Genomic DNA, 21973 nt, shown 5'->3' with positions numbered 1-21973 from the left:
CGTGTTGGTCCCTCGTGCTTCCCTCTTTTTATTTCCCACCCCCCCCGGGGGGGGGGGGGGGGGCCCCCCCGGCGGGGGGGGGGGGGGGGGGGGGGCGCCCCCCCCCGCCTCCGCGAGGCCGCCCTTGGCGAGACGCCCCCTCACCCGCCGCGCAAGAGCGCGGCGACCTCTCCCCGCAAGCGGGGAGAGGTGACGTAGCTGCACTCGCCGTTCATTCGCACCCCTCAGCTCCCCGACGGCAGCAATGTCCAGTCGCCGCTCTTCACTTCCAGCATGCGGAACGCCGACAAATCGAGCCCGAGGTGATCGGTCGGCGACATGGTCACGATGCCGCCGGTACCGACGAAGCCTTTGGTCTTCTCGATCTCGTCGCGGATCTTCTTCGGGTCGGTGGAATTCGCCCGCTTCATCGCCTCGACCAGAATGAACAGCCCGTCATAGCCGTGGCCGCCGAAGGTCGAGACCGGCTGCTTGGTGGCGTCCTCATAGGTCTTCTTGTAGTCGACCACGACCTTCTTCTGCGGATCGCCGTCCGGCAGCTTGTCGCCGACCAGCAGCGCCGCGGCGGGCAGCCGCACGCCCTCGGCCGCAGGGCCGGCGAGTTCGATGAAGCTCTTCGAGGCGACGCCGTGGCTCTGATACAGCGGTGTCGCGGACATCCCGAGCTGCGCGTAGTTGCGGGTGACGATCGCCGGGCCCTGGCCGAAGCCCGGATTGACCACGGCCTGGATGCCGGCTGTGCCCTTGATCTTGGTGAGCTGCGCGGTCATGTCGCTGTCGCGCGGGCCGTAGGTTTCCTCGGTGACGATCTGCACGCCGTAAGTAGGCGCCACCTTGACGCATTGCGCCCGCATCGACGAGCCGAAGCCGTCGGTGCCGGAGATCAGCGCCACCTTGGTGAAGCCGCGCTGCTTGATGTTCTCGAAAATCTTCTCGCAGGCCATCTTGTCGGTGTGCGGCGTCTTGAACACGTATTTGCGCACCGGCTCGATGATTTCGATGGCGCCGGCCAGCGAGATGAACGGGATCTGCGCCTCCTCGAACACCGGGATCATCGCCATCGTGGTGCCGGTGGTCGAGCCGCCGACCATCGCCACCACCTTGTCGTCCTCGATCAGCCGGGTGGCGAAGGTGCGCGCCTTGTTGGCGTCGCCGCCGTCGTCGTAGACCACCAGCTCGATCTTCTTGCCACTGATGCCGCCCGCGGCATTGATCTTGTCGACATAGAGCTTCAGCGTCTTGTCCTCGGGATCGCCGAGGAACGACGCCGGTCCGGTCACCGACAGCACCGAGCCGACCTTGACGGTCGCTTGGGCGAAGGCGGAAGGGATGATGGCAAGACCGGAGACGGCGACCGCCGCGAGCAGCCGGGCGATGTGTCGGCGCGTGGAATGCAAAGCCGTCAAACGCAATGATGGCGTCATGTCCAATTCCCTCCCTGTGTGGCTGCTCGCGTTTTTTGAACGAGCTTGGCCGGCAAAACTGACGCATCTTATACGGCGCTGCGAGCGCCGATCGCACGTCATGCTTTCGGCTAGCAATATAATTGACCGGACGGTTGGTCAATAGTAACGTGCTCCTGCAAACGGCGAGCAACTAACAAGCCGACGCGGAGTTCAAGGGTGGAAACAGATCTGGTCCTGACGGATATCCGTGACGGATATCGCGTCCTCACGCTCAATCGCCCCGACCGTCTCAACGCCTTCAATGCCGATCTGCATGCGGCGCTGATCGCTGCGCTGCACGCGGCCGAGGCCGATACCAGTTGCCGCGTGCTGATTCTCACCGGCGCAGGCCGCGGCTTCTGCGCCGGGCAGGATCTCGCCGACGTCGCAGCATCGCCGGGCGAAGCGCCGGATCTGTCGGGCACGCTGGCGCGGCACTATAACCCCCTGGTGCGCAAACTGCGCGCGCTGCCGATGCCGGTGATCGCTGCGGTCAACGGCGTCGCCGCCGGCGCCGGCGCCAACATCGCCTTTGCCTGCGACATTGTGCTGGCGGCGAAGTCGGCGAAATTCATCCAGGCCTTCGCCAAGCTCGGCCTGGTGCCGGATAGCGGCGGCAGCTGGTTTTTGCCGCGGCTGGTCGGCGCCGCGCGGGCGCGCGGGTTGGCGCTTCTGGCCGAGCCGGTGGCGGCCGAGCAGGCGGAAGCCTGGGGTATGATCTGGCGGGCCGTCGACGACGCAGCGCTGCTCGCCGAGGCGCACCGGCTGGCGGCGCATTTCGCCACCCAGCCGACCGCGGGGCTGGCGCTGATCAAGCAGGCGCTCGATGCGTCGGAGAGCAACAGCCTCGATCAGCAGCTCGATCTCGAATGCGAGCTGCAGGGCCAGGCCGGCCGCACCGCGGACTACGGCGAAGCCGTCGCGGCGTTCTTCGACAAGCGGCCGCCACGCTTCATCGGGAGACCATGATGCACGCCCGCAAGAAACCGATCGACCGGCTCGACCCGCAGGTGCTGGCGGAAGCCTGCGCCGACGCCATGCAGCGCGACGACCGCGCCACCAAGACGCTCGGCATCGCGGTGGTGCGCGTCGGCCCCGGCGAGGCGGTGCTGACCATGAATGTGCGCGACGAGATGGCCAACGGTCACGGCATCTGCCACGGCGGCTTCATCTTCACGCTGGCGGACTCCGCCTTCGCCTATGCGTGCAACACCTATGGCCAGCGCACCGTGGCGCAGCAATGCGCGGTGACGTTCCTGCAGCCGGTGCGTGTCGGCGCGCGGCTCACCGCGCACGCGGTCGAGCGCGCCAAGGCGGGCCGCGGCGGCATTTACGACGTCACCGTGCGTGACGCCGACAACGTCGCGGTCGCGGAATTTCGCGGCCATTCGCGCACCGTCGCCGGCGATATTTTGGCGCCCGACAACAACGCTCCGCAAGACTGATAGGTCGTCATGGTTGAAATCCCTCTGCGCAAACTCGGCCAGCTCGCCCCCGAACCGGCCACGCTCGATCACTACGAGCGCGCCTCGCTGGACGAGCTGCGCGCCTGGCAGCTTTCACAGCTGCGCTGGTCGCTGCGCCACGCCTATGACAACGTGCCGCACTATCGCAAGAAATTCGATGCCGCCGGCGTGCATCCGGACGATCTGACATCGCTCGACGATCTGGCAAAGTTTCCGTTCACCACCAAGGCCGATCTGCGCGACAACTATCCCTACGGGATGTTCGCGGTGCCCGAGCACGAGGTCGCACGGGTGCATGCCTCGTCGGGCACCACCGGCAAGCCGACCGTGGTCGGCTACACCAAGGGCGACATCGAGATCTGGGCCGACGTGGTGGCGCGCTCGATCCGCGCCGCCGGCGGCCGCCCCGGCATGAAGCTGCACAACGCCTATGGCTACGGCCTGTTCACCGGCGGGCTCGGCGCGCATTACGGCGCCGAGAAGCTCGGCTGCATGGTGATCCCGGTGTCCGGCGGCATGACCGAGCGGCAGGTGCAGCTGATCACCGATTTCAAGCCCGACATCATCATGGTGACGCCGTCCTACATGCTGGCGATCCTCGACGAATTCCGCCGCCAGGGCCTCGACCCGCGGAAATCTTCGCTCAAGGTCGGCATCTTCGGCGCCGAACCCTGGACCAACGCGATGCGCGAGGAGATCGAGGAGACCTTCGATCTGCACGCCGTCGATATCTATGGACTCTCCGAAGTGATCGGCCCCGGCGTCGCCTCGGAATGCGTCGAGACCAAAGACGGCTTGCACGTCTGGGAGGATCATTTCTATCCGGAGATCATCGACCCCGATTCCGGCAAAGTGTTGCCGGACGGCGAGCAGGGCGAACTGGTGTTCACCTCGTTGACCAAGCAGGCGATGCCGGTGGTGCGCTATCGCACCCGCGATCTGACGCGGCTGTTGCCCGGCACCGCGCGGTCGATGCGACGGATGGAGAAGGTCACCGGCCGCACCGACGACATGATCATCCTGCGCGGCGTCAACCTGTTCCCGAGCCAGATAGAGGAGAAGCTGCTGACCATCGCGGCGCTGTCGATGCACTATCAGTTGGTGCTGACCCGCACGGGCCGGATGGACGAACTCGAGGTCCACGTCGAGGCGCGGCCGGACGCGGCGGCGAGCGAGCTGCGCGAAGCCGCAGCCAATCGACTCGAGCAGGCGATCAAGCACAGCATCGGCATCACCACGCGGGTGATCATCCGCGATCCCGACAGCATCGAACGCTCGGCCGGCAAGGCCAAGCGCATCGTCGATCGCCGGCCGTTGGCCTAGCAGGGCGCCATGGCACGTCCCCGCGCCACCAATTACGACGACAAGCGCCGCGCGATCCTGGAGCGCTCCGCGGAGCTGTTCTCGGAATACGGCTACGACCGCGCTTCGATGAACAAGATCGCCGAAGCCTGCGGCGTCTCCAAGGCCAACCTCTATCACTACTACAAGGATAAGGACGAATTGCTGTTCGACGTGATCCGCTCGCATCTCGAGGCATTGCTCGCGGTGGTGAAGGCGGCGCAGCGGCCGGAGCTTCCGCCCGATGCGCAATTGCGCGAGCTGGTGGCGGCGCTGCTCGAGGCCTATCGCGACGCCGACGCCCAGCACAATGTGCAGATCTCCAGCCTGCGGTTTCTCTCGCCGCCGCGCCAGACCGCGCTGAAAAGCATCGAACGCGAATTGGTGCACACGTTTGCCGATGCGGTCGCCGCGGTGGCGCCGCAGCTCAAGGGCACTGCATTGCTGAAGCCGGTGACGATGTCGCTGTTCGGCATGGTCAACTGGCACTATCTGTGGTTCAGCGACGGCGGCGCGATGAGCCGCGCCGACTACGCCGAGCTGGTAACGCGGCTGATCGCCGACGGCGCGCGGGATTTGTTTGCGCGCGCGCCGGCTCCGCCCACCAAACGCGCCGCGGCGCGGCGGCGATGACGATGTGGCCCAAGACGATGTGGCCCAAGCACAAAGTTGCAACTCCTCATCCTGAGGAGCCCGGCGGAGCTCGCAGAGCGGAGCCGGGCGTCTCGAAGGATGAGGAGATGTTCCGCTCATGGTTCGAGACGCGCGCCCGATGGGCGCGCTCCTCACCATGAGGCTCCGTCATGAATCAAACCGCAGGACCATCCGATGAAACTTGAGAGCTTTGTGCAGGGCCAGTGGCGCGCCGGCCGCAACCTGATCGAGATCCGCAGCGCGGTGACCGGCGATGTAGTGGCGGAGGCCAGCAGCGGCGGGCTCGATCTGCGGCAGACGCTGGCTTACGGTCGTGAGACAGGCGGCGCGAACCTGCGACGGCTGAGCTTTCACCAGCGCGCCGAGCTGTTGAAGAAGCTCGCGACCTATCTCGGCGAGCGTAAGGAGCAGCTTTACAAACTCTCGTTCGCCACCGGCGCCACCCGGGGCGACGCGTTGATCGACGTCGACGGCGGCATCGGCACGCTGCTGGCCTATGCGGGCAAGGGCCGCCGCGAACTGCCGAACGCAAAATTCCTGCTCGACGGCGGCGTCGAGCCGCTGTCGAAAGCGGGCAACTTCGCCGGCCGGCACATCGTCACGCCGCTGCGCGGCGTCGCGCTGCATATCAACGCGTTCAACTTTCCCTGCTGGGGGTTGTTGGAGAAACTGGCTCCCGCCTTGCTCGCCGGCATGCCGGTGATCAGCAAGCCCGCCACGGTGACGAGCTATGTCGCGCACGCGCTGGCGCGGCTGATCGCGGAGTCGCAGATCCTGCCCGACGGCGCGCTGCAGTTTCTGGTCGGCTCGACCGACGACCTGTTCGATCATCTGACCTGCCAGGACGTGGTGTCGTTCACCGGATCGGCCGCGACCTCGCAGACGCTGCAGCGCCATCCGGTGATCGCGCGCGAGGCGGTGCGCTTCATCGCCGAACGCGATTCGCTGAACGCAGCGATCCTGGCGCCGGACGCCGCACCCGGCACGCCGGAGTTCGATCTGTTCGTCAAGGAAGTGGCGAAGGAGATGACGGTGAAGGCCGGACAGAAATGCACCGCGATCCGCCGCGCGCTGGTGCCCTCCGCACATCTCGACGCCGCGATCGCCGCGTTGCGCACGCGGCTCGCCGCGGTGACGATCGGCGATCCGGAACTGGAGAGTGTGCGGATGGGACCGCTGGTCGGGCTCGATCAGCGCCGCGACGTGCTCGACCATGTCGCCACACTGCGCCAAGAGGCCGAACTGATCGCCGGCGACCCCAACAATTTCGAGGTCGAAGGCGCCGACGCCCGCCGCGGCGCGTTCCTGCCGCCGCTGTTGCTGCATTGCGCCGATCCGGCGCGCGCGACCGCGGTGCACGAGGTGGAAGCGTTCGGCCCGGTCTGCACGCTGATGGCTTACGGCGATCTCGGCGAGGCGATCGCGCTGACCAATCGCGGCGGCGGCAGCCTGGTGGCGTCGGTCTACACCTTTGATGCCGACACCGCGGCCGAGCTGGTGTTCGGCGTCGGCAGTTTCCATGGCCGGTTGCTGATCGTCGATCGCGACTGCGCCAAGGAGCAGACCGGCCACGGCTCGCCGATGCCGCAGCTGCTGCATGGCGGCCCCGGCCGCGCCGGCGGCGGCGAGGAACTCGGCGGCCTGCGCAGCCTCGCGCATTACATGCAACGCACCGCGTTGCAGGGTTCGCCCGCGATGCTGAGCGCGATCACCGTGAGCTGGTCGAAGGGCGCGCCGCTGATCGAGGCGGAGCGGCACCCGTTCCGCTATCATTTCGAGGATCTGGCGATCGGCCAGAGCTTTCAGTCCAAGGAGCGCGTGGTGACGCTGCAAGACATCGAGCACTTCGCGCATTTCACCGGCGACACCTTCTATGCCCACATGGACGAGGAGGCGACCAAGGGCCATCCGTTCTTCCCCGGCCGCGTCGCGCATGGCTATCTCTTGTTGTCGTTCGCCGCCGGGCTGTTCGTCGATCCCGATCCCGGCCCGGTGCTGGCGAATTACGGCCTGGATTCGCTCCGCTTCATCAAGCCGGTTTTGCCTGGCGAGGCCATCAAGGTGCGGCTCACCGCCAAGGAAAAATCGCCGCGCAACGCGCAATATGGCGAGGTGCGCTGGGACGTCGAGATCACCACCGGCGCGGGCGACACCGCCGCGACCTATGAACTCCTGACCATGAACGCGATGCGCGCTGATTGATGTCGACGGGCGATTGCGGCTAAGCTGCCCGACAATCAACAACGACAGCGGAGGAAGCGATGATTCTCGTCACGGTGATGTATCCGGCCGGAGCGGAGTCGACATTCGACCTGGACTATTATCTGCAGAAGCACATTCCGCTGCTGAAGGAGCGCTGGTCGGCGCACGGCCTGCGCCACGTCCAGGTGCTGCGCGGCATCGGCAAGCCGGACGGCATCGCGCCGGACTATCAGATGATGGCGCTGTTGACCTTCGAATCGCTCGACGCCTTCAAGGCCGCCGGCAAGGCGCACGGCCGCGAGATCTTCGCCGACATCCCGCACTTCACCAACAGCCAGCCGTCGCTGCAGATCAACGACGTGTTGCAGTAGGAGGGACGCGTGGGCCGAGCTGTTCCGGCTGGCGTAGGCTGAGCTGTTCAAGTCGAGTGATGTGGCGCCCAATATTGAAGCCGTCATTCCGGGGCGCGCGCAGCGAAGCTGCAAGCGAACCCGGAATCTCGCCACGAGGATAAGCCATCCCCGGCAGCAAGATTCCGGGTTCGCTCGGGGCTTACGCCCTCGCGCCCCGGAATGACGGCCAGCGTTGCTGGACGCGACTCCATCAAACGGCAGGCGCTCACACGCCCGCCCGTCACACCGCGTCGTAATCGATCACCACGCGATCCGACACCGCATGCGCCTGGCAGGTCAGCACGAAGCCGGCGTCCAGCTCCCAGGGCTCCAGCGAATAGTTGACGTCCATCCGGGTTTCGCCCTCGATCACCTTGGCGCGGCAGGTCGAGCACATCCCGCCCTTGCAGGCGTAGGGCAGGTCCATGCCGGCGCGCAATGCGGCGTCGAGGATCGCCTCGCCCTCGGCGACCGGCACCTCTTTGCGCTTGCCGTCGATGATCAGTGCTGCGATCGCCGCCGGCGGCGCTTCCGGCGCGATCACCGGGGTCGGTCGCGGCTTGCCGCCGGAGCCCGCGACGAAGCGCTCGACATGGACGTGATCGCCCGGCACGCCGAGCTCGGCGCAGGTCGCGGCGATCTCCTCGCTCATCGTGGTCGGCCCGCAGATGAAGACGTGATCGATCGCCTGCGCCGGCAGCATCGACCGCAACAGCAGCGTCACCCGCTCGCGATCGAGCCGGCCGTGCAGGATCGGCAGATCCTGCTCCTCTTGCGAGAGCACGTGAAACACCGCGAGCCTTGCCATGAAGCGGTCTTTCAAGTCCTGCAGCGCCTGGCGGAACAGAATGTCGTTGGCGGTGCGGTTGCCGTAGAACAGGAAGAACCGGCTGTTCGGTTCGCGCGCCAGGATGCCGCGGATGATCGAGATCAAGGGCGTGATGCCGGAGCCGGCGGCGAAGCCGACGTGGATGCGCGCCTGATCCGGCGCATGCGCCACGCCGAACCGGCCGGTCGGCGTCATCACCTCGATCTGGTCGCCGGCTTTCAGCTGCTCGAGCGCCCAGCTCGAAAACGCGCCGCCGTTGACCTTCTTCACCGCGATGCGCAGCTCGCGATCGTCGGGCCCCGAGCAGATCGAATAGGAGCGACGCAGTTCCTCGCCGTCAAGCGTGGTGCGCAGCGTCAGATATTGGCCCGGCGCGAAGGCGTAGTCCGCGGAAAGCTCCTCGGGGATCGCAAAGCTCATCGACACCGCGTCGGGGGTTTCGCGGCGCACCTCGGCAATCGCAAGGCGATGGAATTTCGGCGTGTGGGACGTCAGCACGATTCCGCCCTCTTTGATGGACTGGGAGTGTGGCGTTGCCGCGTCGGCAGCCTGCTCCCTCTCCCATGGGGAGAGGGGTGGGGTGAGGGGGTACGGCCTATCGATGGACTGTAACCCCTCACCCGGCGCTTCGCGCCGACCTCTCCCAAAGGGAGAGGTGAAGCTGCACGGGTTGCGAGACGTATTTCCATCTCACTGCCTAATGACACTTGAAGTAATCGAACGGCTCGCGGCAATCCAGGCAGCGCCACAGCGCTTTGCACGAGGTCGAGCCGAATTCCGACAGCACGGTCGTCGCGATCGAGCCGCATTGCGGGCAGGCGACCTGCTGCTCGCCGAACAGCGCGCGGCGACCGCCGCCCGAGACCGGCGGAGCGATGCCGTAGTCCTTAAGCTTGCGGCGGCCGTCGTCGCTCATCCAGTCGGTGGTCCAGGCCGGCGACAGCACGGTGGTGATTTTAGCGCCGGCGATGCCCTCGCGGGCCAGCGCCAGCTCGATCTCCAGCGCGATCATGTTCATCGCCGGACAGCCCGAATAGGTCGGCGTGATCGCGACTTCGACATGGCTGTCTTTCACCGTGACGTCACGCAGCACGCCGAGGTCTGCGATGGTCAAGACGGGAATCTCCGGATCGACCACCGTCGCCGCAGCGGCCCAGGCCCGTTGCCGCAACGCGTCGAGATCGACGGCCGCGCTCACCATGTCGCGCCCGGAAAGCTGCGCTGCAACGACTGCAATTCGCTGAGCAGATGGCCGAGATGTTCGCTGTGATGGCCGGCGCGGCCGCCCTGCTGCATCCAATCCGAATTCGGCCGCTGCAGCGTCGCGCGGCTGAGCACGGTCGCAATGGTCTCGCTCCAGACGCCGCGCAGGCGCTCCGGATCGATCGCGATGCCGTCTTTGATCAGCGCGGCGTCGCCGTCGTCGACATGAAACAATTCGCCGGTGAACGCCCACAATTCGTCGATCGCGGTCTGCGCGCGGCGATGGCTTTCCTCGGTGCCGTCGCCGAGCCGGATCACCCATTCGGAGGCGTGGCGCAGGTGGTAGGCGCTCTCTTTCTCCGACTTCGCCGCGATCGCCGCCAGCGTCGGATCGCTCGAGCCCATCATCGCCCGCCAATACGGATCGGCGAACGCCGAGTAGAACAACTGCCGCAGCATGGTGCGGGCGAAATCGCCGTTCGGCTGCTCGACCAGCAACAGGTTGCGATATTGCCGGACGTCGCGCAGATAGGCGAGCGTGTCCTCGGTGTTGGCCGCGCCTTCGGCCTGCGCGGCGTAGCTGTAGAGTTCGCGCGCCTGGCCGATCAGGTCGAGCCCCATATTGGCCAGCGCCATGTCCTCCTCCAGCATCGGCGCGTGGCCGCACCATTCGGACAGCCGATGGCCGAGGATCAGCGCGTCATCGCCGCGCCGCAGCGCGTAGTTGACCAGCGGGGTTTCGACGATTGCGATCGATGCGGTGGCCATGTCGTTCAACGTCCTTCTGCGCGGCGACGGTCGCGATGCGATAGCTGCGTCTTTGCGAGGAGCGAAGCGACGAAGCAATCCAGGGCTCCATGTGCAGCCCCTGGATTGCTTCGCTCACCGGATGGCGCTTCGCGCCAGCCGGCGGCTCGCAATGACGAGGAGGCGCCTACATATGCCCGACTTCGTCCGGCACGTCGTAGAACGTCGGGTGGCGGTAGATCTTGGACTGCGCCGGTTCGAACATCATGCCGGCTTCGGCGGGGTCCGAGGCGGTGATGGCGTTCGACGGCACCACCCAGATCGACAGCCCTTCGCCGCGCCGGGTGTAGACGTCGCGCGCCGCCTGCAGCGCCAGCGTGCTATCAGCGGCATGCAACGACCCGGCGTGCTTATGCGCGAGGCCGTTGCGGCTGCGGATGAACACTTCCCAGAGCTGACTGTTCGGTTCGCTCATGCGTGGCTCCTGCTGATGTCTAGGCCGCAACCGCGTTGTCGGCCGCGCGGCGCGCGCGTTCTTTGTCGGCATAGGCCTGCGCCGCCTCGCGCACCCAGGCGCCGTCGTCATGGGCCTTGCGCCGCGCCGCCATGCGGTCGCGGTTGCACGGCCCAAAGCCGGCCAGCACGTCGGCGAATTCCTGCCAGTCGATCGCCCCAAAGTCCCAATGCTGCGTCGCGTCGTTGAAGCGCAGTTCGGGGTCGGGCATCGTCAGCCCGAGATAGCGCGCCTGCGGCACCGTGGCATCGACGAATTTCTGCCGCAGCTCGTCGTTACTGAAGCGCTTGATCTTCCAGCGGGTGGATTGATTGCCGTGCTGGCTCTGCTGATCGGGCGGGCCGAACATCATCAGGCACGGCCACCACCAGCGGTTCAGCGCGTCCTGCGCCATCGCCTTTTGTTCGTCGGTGCCGCGCGACAGCGTCACCATGATCTCGTAGCCCTGGCGCTGGTGAAAAGATTCCTCCTTGCACACCCGGATCATCGCCCGCGCATAGGGGCCGTAGGAGCAGCGGCACAGCGGGATCTGGTTCATGATCGCCGCACCGTCGACCAGCCAGCCGATCGCGCCGATGTCGGCCCAGGTCAGCGTCGGATAGTTGAAGATCGAGGAGTATTTCGCCTTGCCGCCCAAGAGCTGGTCGACCAGCTCCTCGCGCGAGCTGCCGAGCGTCTCGGCGGCGGCGTAGAGATAAAGCCCGTGGCCGCATTCGTCCTGCACCTTGGCGAGCAGGGCGGCCTTGCGGCGCAGCGTCGGGGCGCGGGTGATCCAGTTGCCTTCCGGCAGCATGCCGACGATTTCGGAATGCGCGTGCTGCGAGATCTGCCGGGTCAGCGTCTTGCGATAGGCCGCCGGCATCCAGTCGTTCGGCTCGATGCGCTGCTCGTTGGCGACGCGCGCTTCGAACCGCGCCGACTTGTCGGCGTCTTCCAGGTGACGCTCGTCGCTCTGCGGCGCATTGAGGGCCTGAGTGTACATGGCGCTCGTCTCCCTAGGGTCTTGTTACCTGCAATATATAACAGAAAATTGCTTATGCAAGTCATTCCTGTAACATAATGCAGGACCATTAGCGGAACCGCTGCGCCAGTTCGCGGCCCGGCGGCGGCAACGCGCCGGAGGCGCTTTCGCCATATGTATCAAGCCATTGCTCGGAGGCCGGCAGCAGCGCGCGATAGATTTTCCCGCAGAACGCCCGGGCCTGCGGCGCCGGCCAATCCGCCGGCAGCAGCGCTTCCGGGAGCAACGGATCGCGCAGCAGGACGCGGCGGTAGTGGTGGATCAGCAGGATCCGCGCCAGCATCGCATCCGCCGGCGCCAGCGTTTCGGCGCCCTCGACCCAGTCCTGCAGCGGCGCGAAAATCTTGAGGAAATCGCGATACGAGGCGGCGATCTCGGCGAGCGGCCAACTCGCGCCGATCAGCCGTCCGCCCATCTCGGCGGCGGCTGACGCCTCGAGCCGGATCGCGCCCGAAGCCAGCGCGGGCACGGCGGTGCCGGCCGGCGCCACCCATACGCCGGGCAGCGGGCTGCCGAAGCCGGCTTCGCTCAAGGCCGCCCGCGCGGCATCGCGGTCGGCGCCGTTGCCGATCAGCAGCAGTTCGAAGCGGCCTTGCGAGGGCGCCGGCTGCGGATTGTAAACGTGCTGCACCGCGAGATCGAACCGCTCGCGGCCGCTGGCTGCGAGCTTGTAGAAACTCTTGCGGCCGACCTTGTCGCGCGCGAGCCAGCCGTCGGCGGCAAGCCGCGACACCGCGGTGCGCACCACGCCGCCGTCGGTGTCGAGCAATGCGAGAAACTGCAGCAACGTGCCGAGCCACAGCGATCCGCCGCGCGGCAGGATGGCGTCGCCGTAAAACGTGATGATGAGCGAGCCGGTGCGGGAGGGTTCTCGCTTGAAGCGATTGATGATGCGGGAGAGCGGGTGGGCCATGGCGATAGCCGTAGCGGATTTTGCGCCGCACGCCAATCGCGAAAGCTTCGCATGTGCGAACGCCGCTAGGAGTGCGGTTGCGCGTGATACTAGTTAGCATCATAGCGTGGCGTGCGGCCGCTGCTACATGATTGATCAATGTTTGACTAACGAGTGAGCTGCCGTTGACATAGCTCAATTACGTTGAGTGGTAGATTTGGAATGGTGTTTTCCTTGGGCTGATCGCCGCGGCGGCGTATGCTGAAGGAGGCTACGCAATGCACACACCCCGGCCATCCACCGAGCCATTGCCGCGCGATGCCAAAGAGTTTCGCCCGCTGACCGGCAACGAGGCGATCGCGCGCGGCGCCTGGGAGGCCGGCGTCAGGGTCGCCGCTGCTTATCCCGGTACGCCGAGTACCGAGATCCTGGAAAATCTCGCGACCTATCCGGTCGAAGACCTTCACGCGCAATGGTCGACCAATGAAAAGGTCGCGCTCGACGTCGCGATCGGCGCCTCGTTCACCGGAGCCCGTGCGCTCGCCTCGATGAAGCATGTCGGCCTCAACGTCGCCGCCGACGCCTTCATGACGGCGACCTATATCGGCGTCAACGGCGGCCTGGTGCTGACGGTGTGCGACGATCCCGGCATTCACTCTTCGCAGAACGAGCAGGACAGCCGGCTCTACGCGATGCTGGCGTCGGTGCCGGTGCTGGAGCCGTCCGACGCCCAGGAGGCGCTCGACTACACCAAGCTGGCGTTCGAGATTTCCGAACAGTTCGACACCCCGGTGATCGTGCGCGGCACCACCCGGCTGTCGCATACCCGCAGCCCGGTCGCGGTCGGCGAGCGGGTCGTGCCGCCGCCGCGCGGCTTCGTCGAGAAGCCGTCGAAGAACGTGATGATCCCGGCGCATGCGCGGGCGCGTCACCTCGTCGTGCTGGAACGCGAAGAGCGGCTGAAGGAGTACTTTGCCACTTCGCCGCTGAATAGTTGCGAGATCGCCGACACCAGTTTCGGCATCGTCACCGCCGGCACCTGCTATCCGTATGTCCGCGAAGTGCTGCCCGAGGCCAGCGTGCTGAAGCTCGGCGCGTCCTGGCCGTTGTCCGAGAAGCTTTTGCGCGATTTCTGCGAAACGGTCGACCGGATCTTCGTCGTCGAAGAACTCGAGCCGGTGATCGAGAAGGAGATCGCCGCGCTCGGCTTTGCGGTGTCCGGCAAGTCGCTGTTCCCGCGCGCCGGCGAGTTCTCCCCCGAAGTGGTGCGCGCCGGTTTCGTCAAGGCCGGCCTCCTGCCGCCGCAGCCGGTCTCCAACGGCTGGACCCCGGAACTGGTGATCCGGCCGCCGGTGCTGTGCGCCGGCTGTCCGCATACGTCGAGCTTCCTGGCGGTGCGCGCCGCCGGCGCCCGCGTCGCCGGCGACATCGGCTGCTACACGCTGGGTTGCCTCGATCCGCTGCGCGGCCTCGACACCTGCGTGGCGATGGGCTCCTCGATCGGCAATGCCATCGGCATGTCGAAGGCCGGCGAGACCAAACCGATCGTCGCCACCATCGGCGACTCCACTTTCCTGCATGCCGGCCTGCCGGCGCTGATCGACGCGGTCTACAATCAGGCCAACATCGCCGTGATGCTGCTGGACAACCACATCACCGCGATGACCGGCGGCCAGGAGCATCCCGGCACCGGCAAGACGCTGCGCGGCGAGCCGGCGCCGCAGATCGACTACGCGGCGCTGATCCGCGCCATCGGCGTCAAATGGGTTCGCACGGTCGACTCCTACGATCTCGCCGCGACTCAGCAGGCGCTGCGCGAGGCGATCGCCTATCGCGGCGTCGCGGTGCTGATCTCCAACCGGCCCTGCGTGCTCGATCCGGTAAAGATCAAAGGCCCGCCGCTGGAGATCGTCACCGGGCAGTGCACCGCCTGCCAGTCCTGCATGAATCTCGGCTGCCCGGCGCTGACCTGGAGCGATCAGTGGTTCGAGGGCCGGCATCGGGTCAAGATCGATCCGGCGCTATGCATCGGCTGCACGCTGTGCGCCCAGGTCTGCACCATCGACTGTATCAAGATCGCCGCTCCGGTGACGCCATGAGCGAGACCAGCATCGACGCAGCGCCCGCGGTGGCGCCGTCCGCCGCCAAGCCGCCGTTCAACGTGCTGATCGTCGGGGTCGGCGGCCAGGGCGTCATCATGGTCTCCAAGGTGCTGGCGGCGCTGGCGCAATGGCGCGGCTTCGAGGTCAAGCAGAGCGAAGTGCACGGCATGGCCAAGCGCGGCGGCTCGGTGTTCAGTCACGTCCGCTTCGGCAAGCGGGTGTGGTCGCCGACCATCGCCAAGGGCGAGGCCGACGTGCTGGTGGCGCTGGAATGGGCCGAGGGGCTGCGCTGGTTGCCGTTCCTGAAGCCCGACACCGGCATCTTCATCTGCGACACCAAACGGATCGTGCCGCCGTTCGCCTGCCTCAACCGCACGCCCGGCGCGCCGATGCGCTATTCGCGCGAGACCGCCGACGAGGTCGCGAGCTACGTCGCTGAAGGCTATGCGATCGACGCCACCACCATGGCGGAAGAGCTCGGCAACGAACGCGCCGCCAACGTGGTGCTGCTCGGCGCCTTGTCGAATGCGCTGGATTTCCCGGTCGCGGATTGGGAGACCACGGTCGCCGACTTCGTGCCGAAGAAGACCGTCGCGGTGAATCTGGAAGCGTTCCGGCTCGGCCGCACCTGGGTCGCCGAGGCGCGTGCGCCCGCGGCCGATGTGCCCTTGGTGCATGCCCCGGTCGCCGCATCCTATGCGCCGCGGCTGGAGATCAACGCCGACTGGTGCAAGAGCTGCGACATCTGCGTCAAGCTGTGCCCGGAGCGTTGCCTGAAATTGAACGCCGAGCGGGTCGCCGAATTGGCCGCGCCGGAGAAATGCACCGGCTGCCGGCTCTGCGAATGGCTGTGCCCGGATTTCGCGATCCGGGTTCATCTCGATCCGCAGGCCGGCGCTGAAGGGACCGCGCGATGAACGTGCACGACAAATCGCTGAGCAAATCGACCGCGAAGCTGTTGTCCGGCAACAGCGCCTGCGCGCAGGGCGCGGTGGCCGCCGGCTGCAAGTTCTTCGCCGGCTATCCGATCACGCCGTCGTCGGAAATCGCCGAAAAGCTGGTCACGAGCTTGCCGCAGGCCGGCGGCGTGTTCATCCAGATGGAAGACGAGATCTCGGCGATGGCCGCGGTGATCGGCGCCTCGATGGGCGGCGTCAAGGCGATGACCGCGACCTCGGGTCCCGGCTTCTCGCTGAAGCAGGAAAACATCGGCTACGCCGCCGGCGCGGAAATCCCCTGCGTCATCGTCAACGTGATGCGCGGTGGCCCGTCCACCGGCATGCCGACAAGGCCGTCGCAGGCCGACATCATGCAGACCAGGTTCGGCAGCCACGGCGACTATCCGATGATCGTGCTGGCGCCGTCATCGGTGCGAGAGATTTACGAGGAGACCATCCGCGCCTTCGACCTCGCCGAGATCTGCCGCACCCCGGTGATCGTGCTGTACGACCAGGTGATCGCGCAGTCGTCCGAGACCGTCGCGCTCGCGCCGCCGTCCGGTGTCCGCGCCGAGCGCAAATGGGCGAGCGGGCCGCGCGCCGACTACAAGCCCTATGCCGCCGGCATCGACGGCATCCCGGCGATGCCGCGCCCCGGCGACGGCTATCGCACCCACACCACCGGGCTGACCCATGGCGAGAACGGCTTTCCGACCCAGAACCCGGAAGCGGTCGAGCGCGCGATGTCGCGGCTGTACTCCAAGCTCGATTTGCATCGCGAACTGATCGAGTCCTGGGAAGCGATCCGCTGCGAGGACGCCGACGTGGTGATCGTCGCGATCGGCATCAGCGCGCGGGCCGCCAAGCGCGCGGTCGAGATCTGCCGCGCCAAGGGCGTGCATGTCGGGCTGTTCCGCCCGATCACGCTGTGGCCGTTCCCGGAAGCGGCGTTGCAGCAGGCCTGCAAGGGCGCCCGCGCCGTGCTGGTGCCGGAGCTCAACATCGGTCAGCTGCGGCTCGAGGTGGAGCGGCTGCTCGGCCGCCATCGCGTCGAGGGCCTGCACCAGTATAGCGGCGAGCCGATCACGCCGGCGCAAATCGCCGCGCGCGCCACCACGCTCGCCTCGGAGGCCTGATGTTCACCGACGCTGCGAATTTCGACGTCCGCGATTATCTCCGCAAGGAGATGATGCCGCATTTCCTCTGCCCGGGCTGCGGCCACGGCATCGCGCTGCGCGCTCTGCTGTGGGCGCTGCACGATCTCGCCATCGACAAGGACAAGCTCGCCGTGGTGTCGGGCATCGGCTGCGCCGGGCGGTTGTCGGCCTATATCGACGCCAACACCTTCCACACCACCCACGGCCGGCCGCTGGCCTACGCCACCGGGCTGGCGCTGGCGCGGCCCGATCTGCATGTCGTGGTGATCAGTGGCGACGGCGATTGCCTGGCGATCGGCGGCAACCATCTGATCCACGCCTGTCGGCGCAATCTGAAAATCACCTGCCTGATGCTCAACAACGAGATCTACGGCATGACCGGCGGCCAGGTGTCGCCGACCACCTCGGAGTCGCGGCTGACCACGACCACGCCGCTCGGCAACAACGAGCCGAATTTCGACGCCTGCGCGCTGGCGACCGCGGCCGGCGCCGGCTTTGTCGGCCGCGAAGTGACGCGGCACGTGCCGAAGCTCAAGGAATTGATCAAGGCCGGGCTCGAACATCCCGGCTTCGCCTTTGTCGAAGTGCTGTCGGATTGCACCGAAGTGTTCGGCCGCAAGAACGATCTCGGCTCGTCGCCGGAGATGATCATGCGGCAGAAGAGCGAGATCCGCCCCAGCGCCTATCGCAACACGGTCGAGACCCCGTTCCATTCGACCTCGCTGCCGACCGGCATTCTCACCCAGAACGACCGACCGGAATACGGCGCGGCGCATCGGCGCGCGGCGGCTGCCGTGGTGGCAAAGGGAGCGAAGTGATGCCTCATTCGCGGATCGAACTGCGTTTCGGCGGCACCGGCGGTCAGGGCCTGATCCTCAGCGGCAAGATGCTGGCCGACGCGCTGGCTTCGGAAGGCAAGCACGTCGCGCAGTCGCAGACCTACGAGCCGACCTCGCGCGGCGGCTTCTGCAACGCCGACCTGGTGGTGGCGAATGGCGAGGTCGATTATCCCTTGCCGATCGCGTTCGACTATCTGGTGCTGCTCGACAAGCTCGCGGTCAAGCCGTCCTGGCCGCGGATCAAGCCCGACGCGCTGGTGATCGCCGACACCAGGCTGTGCCCGGAGCTGCCGGACGGCAGCACTCCGCGGCATCATCTGCCGCTCAGCCGCACCGCGCTGGAATTGGGCAACGAGCGCGTCACCAACATCGTGGCGCTCGGCGCGCTGATCGCGCTCAGCGGCATCTGCAAGCGTCAATCGATCGAGCGGGTGGTGCGGACGGGTTCGCCGCGCGCTTTCCTCGATCTGAATTTGGATGCGCTGGCCGCCGGCTACGCGCTGGCGACGCCGGTCGCGGCGGCGGCGTCCTGAGAGTTTGGGCGCAAGCCCCATGAAACGAGCGTAAGATCGACAGGAGATCGACTTGGCACAGGCTCAAGCTCAGACGGCGACGCGCGAGACGCCGGTCTTCATGTTCGATCGCGCCGCCGAGACCATGCCGCGCGCGCAACTTGCGGCGCTGCAGCTCGAGCGGCTGAAGAAGACACTCGATCGCGCCTATCGCGCGGTGCCGCATTATCGCGCCAGGTTCGATGAAGCCGGCGTCAAGCCGGATGATCTGACATCGCTCGCCGACATCGCGCGGTTTCCGCTGACGCAGAAGACCGACCTGCGCGACAACTACCCGTTCGGCATGTTCGCGGTGCCGCGCGAAGAGCTGCTGCGGATCCACGCGTCGTCCGGCACCACCGGCAAGCCGACCGTGGTCGGCTACACCAAGCACGATCTCGAAACCTGGTCGGAGCTGATGGCGCGCTCGATGGCGTCGGCCGGCGCGCTGCCCGACGACATTGTGCACAATGCCTATGGCTACGGCCTGTTCACCGGCGGTCTCGGCGCGCATTACGGCGCCGAGCGGCTGGGCTGCACCGTGGTCCCGGTGTCGGGCGGCGGCACCGAGCGGCAGGTCTCGCTGCTGAAGGATTTCGGCGCCAACGTGCTGTGCTCGACGCCGTCCTACGCGCTCAACATCGCCGAGGTCGCCGAGCAGATGGGTGCGGACCTGCGCCAGGCGCCGTTGCGGATCGGGTTGTTCGGCGCCGAGCCGTGGAGCGATGCGATGCGTCGCGACCTCGAGGCGCGGCTCGGCATCCGGGCGATGGACGTCTATGGGCTGTCCGAGATCATGGGGCCGGGCGTGGCCTGCGAATGCACCGCGCAGAACGGGTTGCATGGCTGGGAAGATCACTTCCTGTTCGAGACCATCGATCCGGAAACCCTGCAGCCGCTGCCGCGCGGCGCGGTCGGCGAATTGGTCATCACCACGCTCACCAAAGAAGCGCTGCCGATGATCCGCTATCGCACCCGCGACATCACAAGGCTCAGCAACGAGCCGTGCGCGTGCGGCCGCAGCCATATCCGCATCATGCGCGTCACCGGACGCGACGACGACATGCTGATCATCCGCGGCGTCAACGTCTATCCGTCGCAGGTGGAATCGGTGCTGGTCGGCTTCCCCGGCATCGCGCCGCACTATCAGCTGGTGCTGACCCGCGACAAGGCGCTCGACACCATGACGGTCGAGGTCGAGATGACGCCGGACGCTTCACTCGACGACGCCGGGCGCGTCCGCAAGGCTGCCGAGGTGACGCATCATATCAAGTCGCTGATCGGCGTGACCTGCAAGGTGGTGGTGAAGTCGCCAGGCGAAGTGCCGCGCTCGCAGGGCAAGGCGGTGCGGGTCAAGGACCAGCGCGCCGTCGCCGGCTGATCCTGCGAAGGCCCGCGCGGCGCCAACTGTGGCCGCGCGGCTATCCCCCCACGACGCGGATGTCGGGAGCCTGCCGCGGCGTCGGCTCGGCCACCTCGACGCGATTGCGGCCGAGACGCTTGGCCCGATACAGGGCGTGGTCGGCGCGGGCCAGAAAGCTCTGCTCGGTGTCGTCCTTGGCGAATTCGGTGACGCCGAAACTGCAGGTGATCTGGCCGACCTCGCCGAATCCGGCGTGTTCGATCGTCCCGCGCAGCAGCTCGGCCAGCAGATGCGCCATCGCAGCGGTGGAGTCCGGCGTCAGGATGACGAATTCCTCGCCGCCCCAGCGCGCGTGGGTATCCGTCGAACGGATCCTGAGTTCGGTGATTTCGCTCAGCCGCCGCAACACTTCGTCGCCGGCGGGGTGGCCGTAGGTGTCGTTGATGGTCTTGAAGCGGTCGACATCGTACAGCACCAGCGCCAGCGGCACGCCGTAGCGGCGCGCCCGCGCGATCTGCACCGACAGCTCGGCGTTGAACTTGAAACGGTTGTAGCTGCCGGTCAGGGCGTCGGTGCTGGCGCGCAGATCCAGCGTGCGGGCGAGATCTTCGAGCTCGAGCCGCCTGTCGAGCTGGATTTCGTTGTAGGCCCAGCGGCCGCGGCCGACCAGATAGGTCAGCGTGACCGCGGTGACCAGCAAGGTAATCAGGATGCCCAATAGCCGGCTTGCCACGATGCCGAGCGGCGCGCTCATCACCACGAAAGACCAGCCGCTGCCGCCGATTGGCTTTCGCTGCGCATAGTCGATGACGCCGTCGAGACTGACCCAGGCGCCGTGCGCCAACCGGCCGTTCAGCGCTGTGCCCGCATCCGCGGCGGCCTGGCCGCGGCCGAGCGGTGCCAAGGCCGGCCACATCTTGCGCTGGATCAGGCCAGGCCGGTTCGACAGCGCGACCACGCCGTTCGGATCGACCAGCATCGCGGCGCGATCCAATTCGGAGAGGTGCGGCCAGATCACGCGGATCGGGACCTGCAGCACCACCGAGCCGACCGCCTCGCCGCCGGCCGATCGAACCGGAAAGCGCGCCAGATAGGCGATCGCTTCCGGCGACCGATCGGCGACGAAGTCGCCGCGCGACCGGTTGGGGATGTCCAGGCGCACGATGCTGGCGTCGAGCGGCCGCCCGATCTGGGATCGGTCGGTCGCCGCCAACACGGTCCCGGCGCTGGTCAGGATGTAGCCGCGCTGCGCCAGCGCCGCCTCGACGTGCCGCCGCAACGCCGCCTCGGCCATGGCGTTCGGCGCTGCGGCTGCCAGCGACACCGCGACGCTGGGGGTCTCGGCGAGCAATTCGGCCACCCGATCGGCGGCCGCCGTCTGCGCCGCAAGCTGCTCGGAGAGCAGATTGAAATAGCCGTTGGCCTCGACCTCGACGTTCTCGCGGTAGATCGTGCCGAGATGTTCGGTGAGCGCCCAGCCGCCGATCAGAATTGCCACGGCCGCGCCGAAGGTCAGCCGCACCTGGCTTTTGATCGCCTCGGTATAGCGAGCCGACGCGACCTCGCGGGCGGCCTGCTGCTTCCAGAAGCCCCAGGTCGCAAAGGTGATCCAGCAGGCCAGCACGCCGCGGATCAACTGAATCGGCAGGCCGCTGACGCGGGCAAATTCGGCTTGGTTGATCACGGTCGCCGGCCAAAACGAAGCCGCCGGAACGATCACTCCGGCCGCGATGCCATACAAGGCGAAACCAAGGGCGATGAGGAGGGACCAGATCCGCTCGGCGCCGCTGAGCTGCCGGCAACGCATCAGCATCAGCGCGGTGACCCCGATCGCGCCGGTCAGCGCGAAGCAGTACCGCGCCATCGCGTTGGCGTCGTTGCCACCGTTCTCCCACCAGATCAGGATCACCGGCAGCAACACCACGAGGTGGATCCAAGGCCCCGGACATCGGTTGACCCGCTGCCTGACGTCCATCCGGACGGCCTCCAGCAGAACCATGAACGACGCCACCAGCAGCACCGTCCGGGCGGTCTTGAAGGCCGCGCTGTCGCCGCCGATCAAGGCGATCAGGTCGAGCCATTCGTTGCTGCCGTGCAGGATGCCGAACACGCCGACCAATGTGTAGAGATCGAAGCCCTTCGACATCGCCAGGCTGACAATGCCCAGCAACAGGAATGCGAGGCCGTAAAAGAAGAAGATGAAGTCGAGCTGGGACGAGATGAAGTCAGACATTTAGCCTCTGATGGACGGGAAGCCTGACGATCCGAGCGGCCTGTGGCCGGGGCGATTAGCTGCAGCTTGCGGGCAAATCGTTGA

Annotated in this window: 20 protein-coding genes; 12 read left to right on the top strand and 8 right to left on the bottom strand. The window is 66.8% G+C overall.

The genetic code is table 11. The features are described 5' to 3' along the window. Nucleotides 1-224 precede the first annotated feature (224 nt). Entirely contained in the window at nucleotides 225-1424 is a 1200-nt protein-coding gene (locus HNR60_RS20175; RefSeq protein ID WP_184261394.1) for an ABC transporter substrate-binding protein, read from the bottom strand. A 198-nt stretch (nucleotides 1425-1622) separates the two neighbouring features. Here HNR60_RS20175 and paaG point away from each other — a divergent pair, with 198 nt between their 5' ends. The 6 genes from paaG (at nucleotide 1623) to HNR60_RS20145 (ending at nucleotide 7479) form a co-directional block, all read left to right on the top strand. After that, nucleotides 1623-2414, top strand: a complete 792-nt coding sequence (paaG, locus tag HNR60_RS20170; protein ID WP_184261392.1) for a 2-(1,2-epoxy-1,2-dihydrophenyl)acetyl-CoA isomerase PaaG — start codon at nucleotides 1623-1625, stop codon at nucleotides 2412-2414. Beyond that, nucleotides 2414-2890, top strand: a complete 477-nt coding sequence (gene paaI / locus HNR60_RS20165) for a hydroxyphenylacetyl-CoA thioesterase PaaI (protein ID WP_184261390.1) — start codon at nucleotides 2414-2416, stop codon at nucleotides 2888-2890. Before paaG ends, paaI begins: the two co-directional genes overlap by 1 nt. A 9-nt stretch (nucleotides 2891-2899) precedes the next feature. After that, complete coding sequence (gene paaK, locus HNR60_RS20160; RefSeq protein ID WP_184261388.1) at nucleotides 2900-4234, top strand: phenylacetate--CoA ligase PaaK; 1335 nt, start codon at nucleotides 2900-2902, stop codon at nucleotides 4232-4234. A 9-nt stretch (nucleotides 4235-4243) separates the two neighbouring features. Beyond that, the gene (locus HNR60_RS20155) at nucleotides 4244-4885 is read left to right on the top strand and encodes a TetR-type transcription factor C-terminal domain-containing protein (protein ID WP_184261386.1); all 642 of its coding nucleotides are present in this window, start codon (nucleotides 4244-4246) and stop codon (nucleotides 4883-4885) included. Between the two features lie 195 nt (nucleotides 4886-5080). Continuing rightward, nucleotides 5081-7108 (top strand): phenylacetic acid degradation bifunctional protein PaaZ, encoded by a 2028-nt coding sequence (gene paaZ, locus HNR60_RS20150; RefSeq protein WP_184261384.1) that lies wholly within the window; start codon nucleotides 5081-5083, stop codon nucleotides 7106-7108. Between the two features lie 59 nt (nucleotides 7109-7167). Further along, the gene (locus tag HNR60_RS20145) at nucleotides 7168-7479 is read left to right on the top strand and encodes an EthD family reductase (protein WP_184261382.1); all 312 of its coding nucleotides are present in this window, start codon (nucleotides 7168-7170) and stop codon (nucleotides 7477-7479) included. A gap of 262 nt (nucleotides 7480-7741) precedes the next feature. Here the strand turns inward: HNR60_RS20145 and paaE are convergent, their stop codons facing one another. The 6 genes from paaE to paaX form a co-directional block, all read right to left on the bottom strand. Further along, on the bottom strand, nucleotides 7742-8830 hold the full coding sequence (paaE, locus tag HNR60_RS20140; RefSeq protein ID WP_430695008.1) for a 1,2-phenylacetyl-CoA epoxidase subunit PaaE: 1089 nt from the start codon (nucleotides 8828-8830) through the stop codon (nucleotides 7742-7744). Nucleotides 8831-9026: 196 nt separating this feature from the next. Next, nucleotides 9027-9530: a 1,2-phenylacetyl-CoA epoxidase subunit PaaD gene (gene paaD, locus HNR60_RS20135; RefSeq protein ID WP_184261380.1), complete on the bottom strand. Its 504-nt coding sequence runs from the start codon at nucleotides 9528-9530 to the stop codon at nucleotides 9027-9029. Beyond that, a complete protein-coding gene (paaC, locus tag HNR60_RS20130) occupies nucleotides 9524-10300 on the bottom strand; it encodes a 1,2-phenylacetyl-CoA epoxidase subunit PaaC (protein WP_184261378.1) in 777 nt (258 codons plus the stop codon). Before paaC ends, paaD begins: the two co-directional genes overlap by 7 nt. A 166-nt stretch (nucleotides 10301-10466) precedes the next feature. After that, on the bottom strand, nucleotides 10467-10754 hold the full coding sequence (gene paaB / locus HNR60_RS20125; protein ID WP_184261376.1) for a 1,2-phenylacetyl-CoA epoxidase subunit PaaB: 288 nt from the start codon (nucleotides 10752-10754) through the stop codon (nucleotides 10467-10469). A gap of 19 nt (nucleotides 10755-10773) precedes the next feature. Continuing rightward, nucleotides 10774-11775: a 1,2-phenylacetyl-CoA epoxidase subunit PaaA gene (paaA, locus tag HNR60_RS20120; protein WP_184261374.1), complete on the bottom strand. Its 1002-nt coding sequence runs from the start codon at nucleotides 11773-11775 to the stop codon at nucleotides 10774-10776. 88 nt (nucleotides 11776-11863) lie between these two features. Then, nucleotides 11864-12727, bottom strand: a complete 864-nt coding sequence (gene paaX, locus HNR60_RS20115) for a phenylacetic acid degradation operon negative regulatory protein PaaX (protein WP_184261372.1) — start codon at nucleotides 12725-12727, stop codon at nucleotides 11864-11866. 257 nt (nucleotides 12728-12984) lie between these two features. On the opposite strand from paaX, the gene iorA reads away from it, so the two are divergent. From iorA to HNR60_RS20085, 6 genes are all read left to right on the top strand, one after another. Then, complete coding sequence (gene iorA / locus HNR60_RS20110) at nucleotides 12985-14805, top strand: indolepyruvate ferredoxin oxidoreductase subunit alpha (protein WP_184261370.1); 1821 nt, start codon at nucleotides 12985-12987, stop codon at nucleotides 14803-14805. Then, nucleotides 14802-15725, top strand: coding sequence for a 2-oxoacid:acceptor oxidoreductase family protein (locus HNR60_RS20105; RefSeq protein ID WP_184261368.1), 924 nt, complete (start codon nucleotides 14802-14804; stop codon nucleotides 15723-15725). The genes iorA and HNR60_RS20105 overlap by 4 nt, the downstream gene beginning before the upstream one ends. After that, nucleotides 15722-16882 carry a 2-oxoacid:acceptor oxidoreductase subunit alpha gene (locus HNR60_RS20100; protein ID WP_184261366.1) on the top strand — a complete coding sequence of 387 codons (1161 nt, stop codon included), beginning with the start codon at nucleotides 15722-15724 and terminating at the stop codon, nucleotides 16880-16882. Before HNR60_RS20105 ends, HNR60_RS20100 begins: the two co-directional genes overlap by 4 nt. Then, on the top strand, nucleotides 16882-17721 hold the full coding sequence (locus HNR60_RS20095; RefSeq protein WP_184261364.1) for a 2-oxoacid:ferredoxin oxidoreductase subunit beta: 840 nt from the start codon (nucleotides 16882-16884) through the stop codon (nucleotides 17719-17721). The genes HNR60_RS20100 and HNR60_RS20095 overlap by 1 nt, the downstream gene beginning before the upstream one ends. Then, entirely contained in the window at nucleotides 17721-18275 is a 555-nt protein-coding gene (locus HNR60_RS20090; RefSeq protein WP_184261363.1) for a 2-oxoacid:acceptor oxidoreductase family protein, read from the top strand. The genes HNR60_RS20095 and HNR60_RS20090 overlap by 1 nt, the downstream gene beginning before the upstream one ends. Nucleotides 18276-18375: 100 nt before the next feature. After that, entirely contained in the window at nucleotides 18376-19674 is a 1299-nt protein-coding gene (locus HNR60_RS20085) for a phenylacetate--CoA ligase family protein (protein ID WP_184261408.1), read from the top strand. Between the two features lie 40 nt (nucleotides 19675-19714). Here HNR60_RS20085 and HNR60_RS24255 read toward each other — a convergent pair whose 3' ends face one another. Beyond that, entirely contained in the window at nucleotides 19715-21889 is a 2175-nt protein-coding gene (locus HNR60_RS24255; protein ID WP_246433030.1) for a GGDEF domain-containing protein, read from the bottom strand. Nucleotides 21890-21973: the final 84 nt, after the last annotated feature.

The sequence above is a fragment of the Rhodopseudomonas rhenobacensis genome (genome assembly GCF_014203125.1).
GTDB classification, from domain to species: domain Bacteria; phylum Pseudomonadota; class Alphaproteobacteria; order Rhizobiales; family Xanthobacteraceae; genus Rhodopseudomonas_A; species Rhodopseudomonas_A rhenobacensis.
The sequence above is the reverse complement of the archived record's forward strand: the minus strand, read 5'-3'. Positions and strand labels throughout refer to the sequence as shown.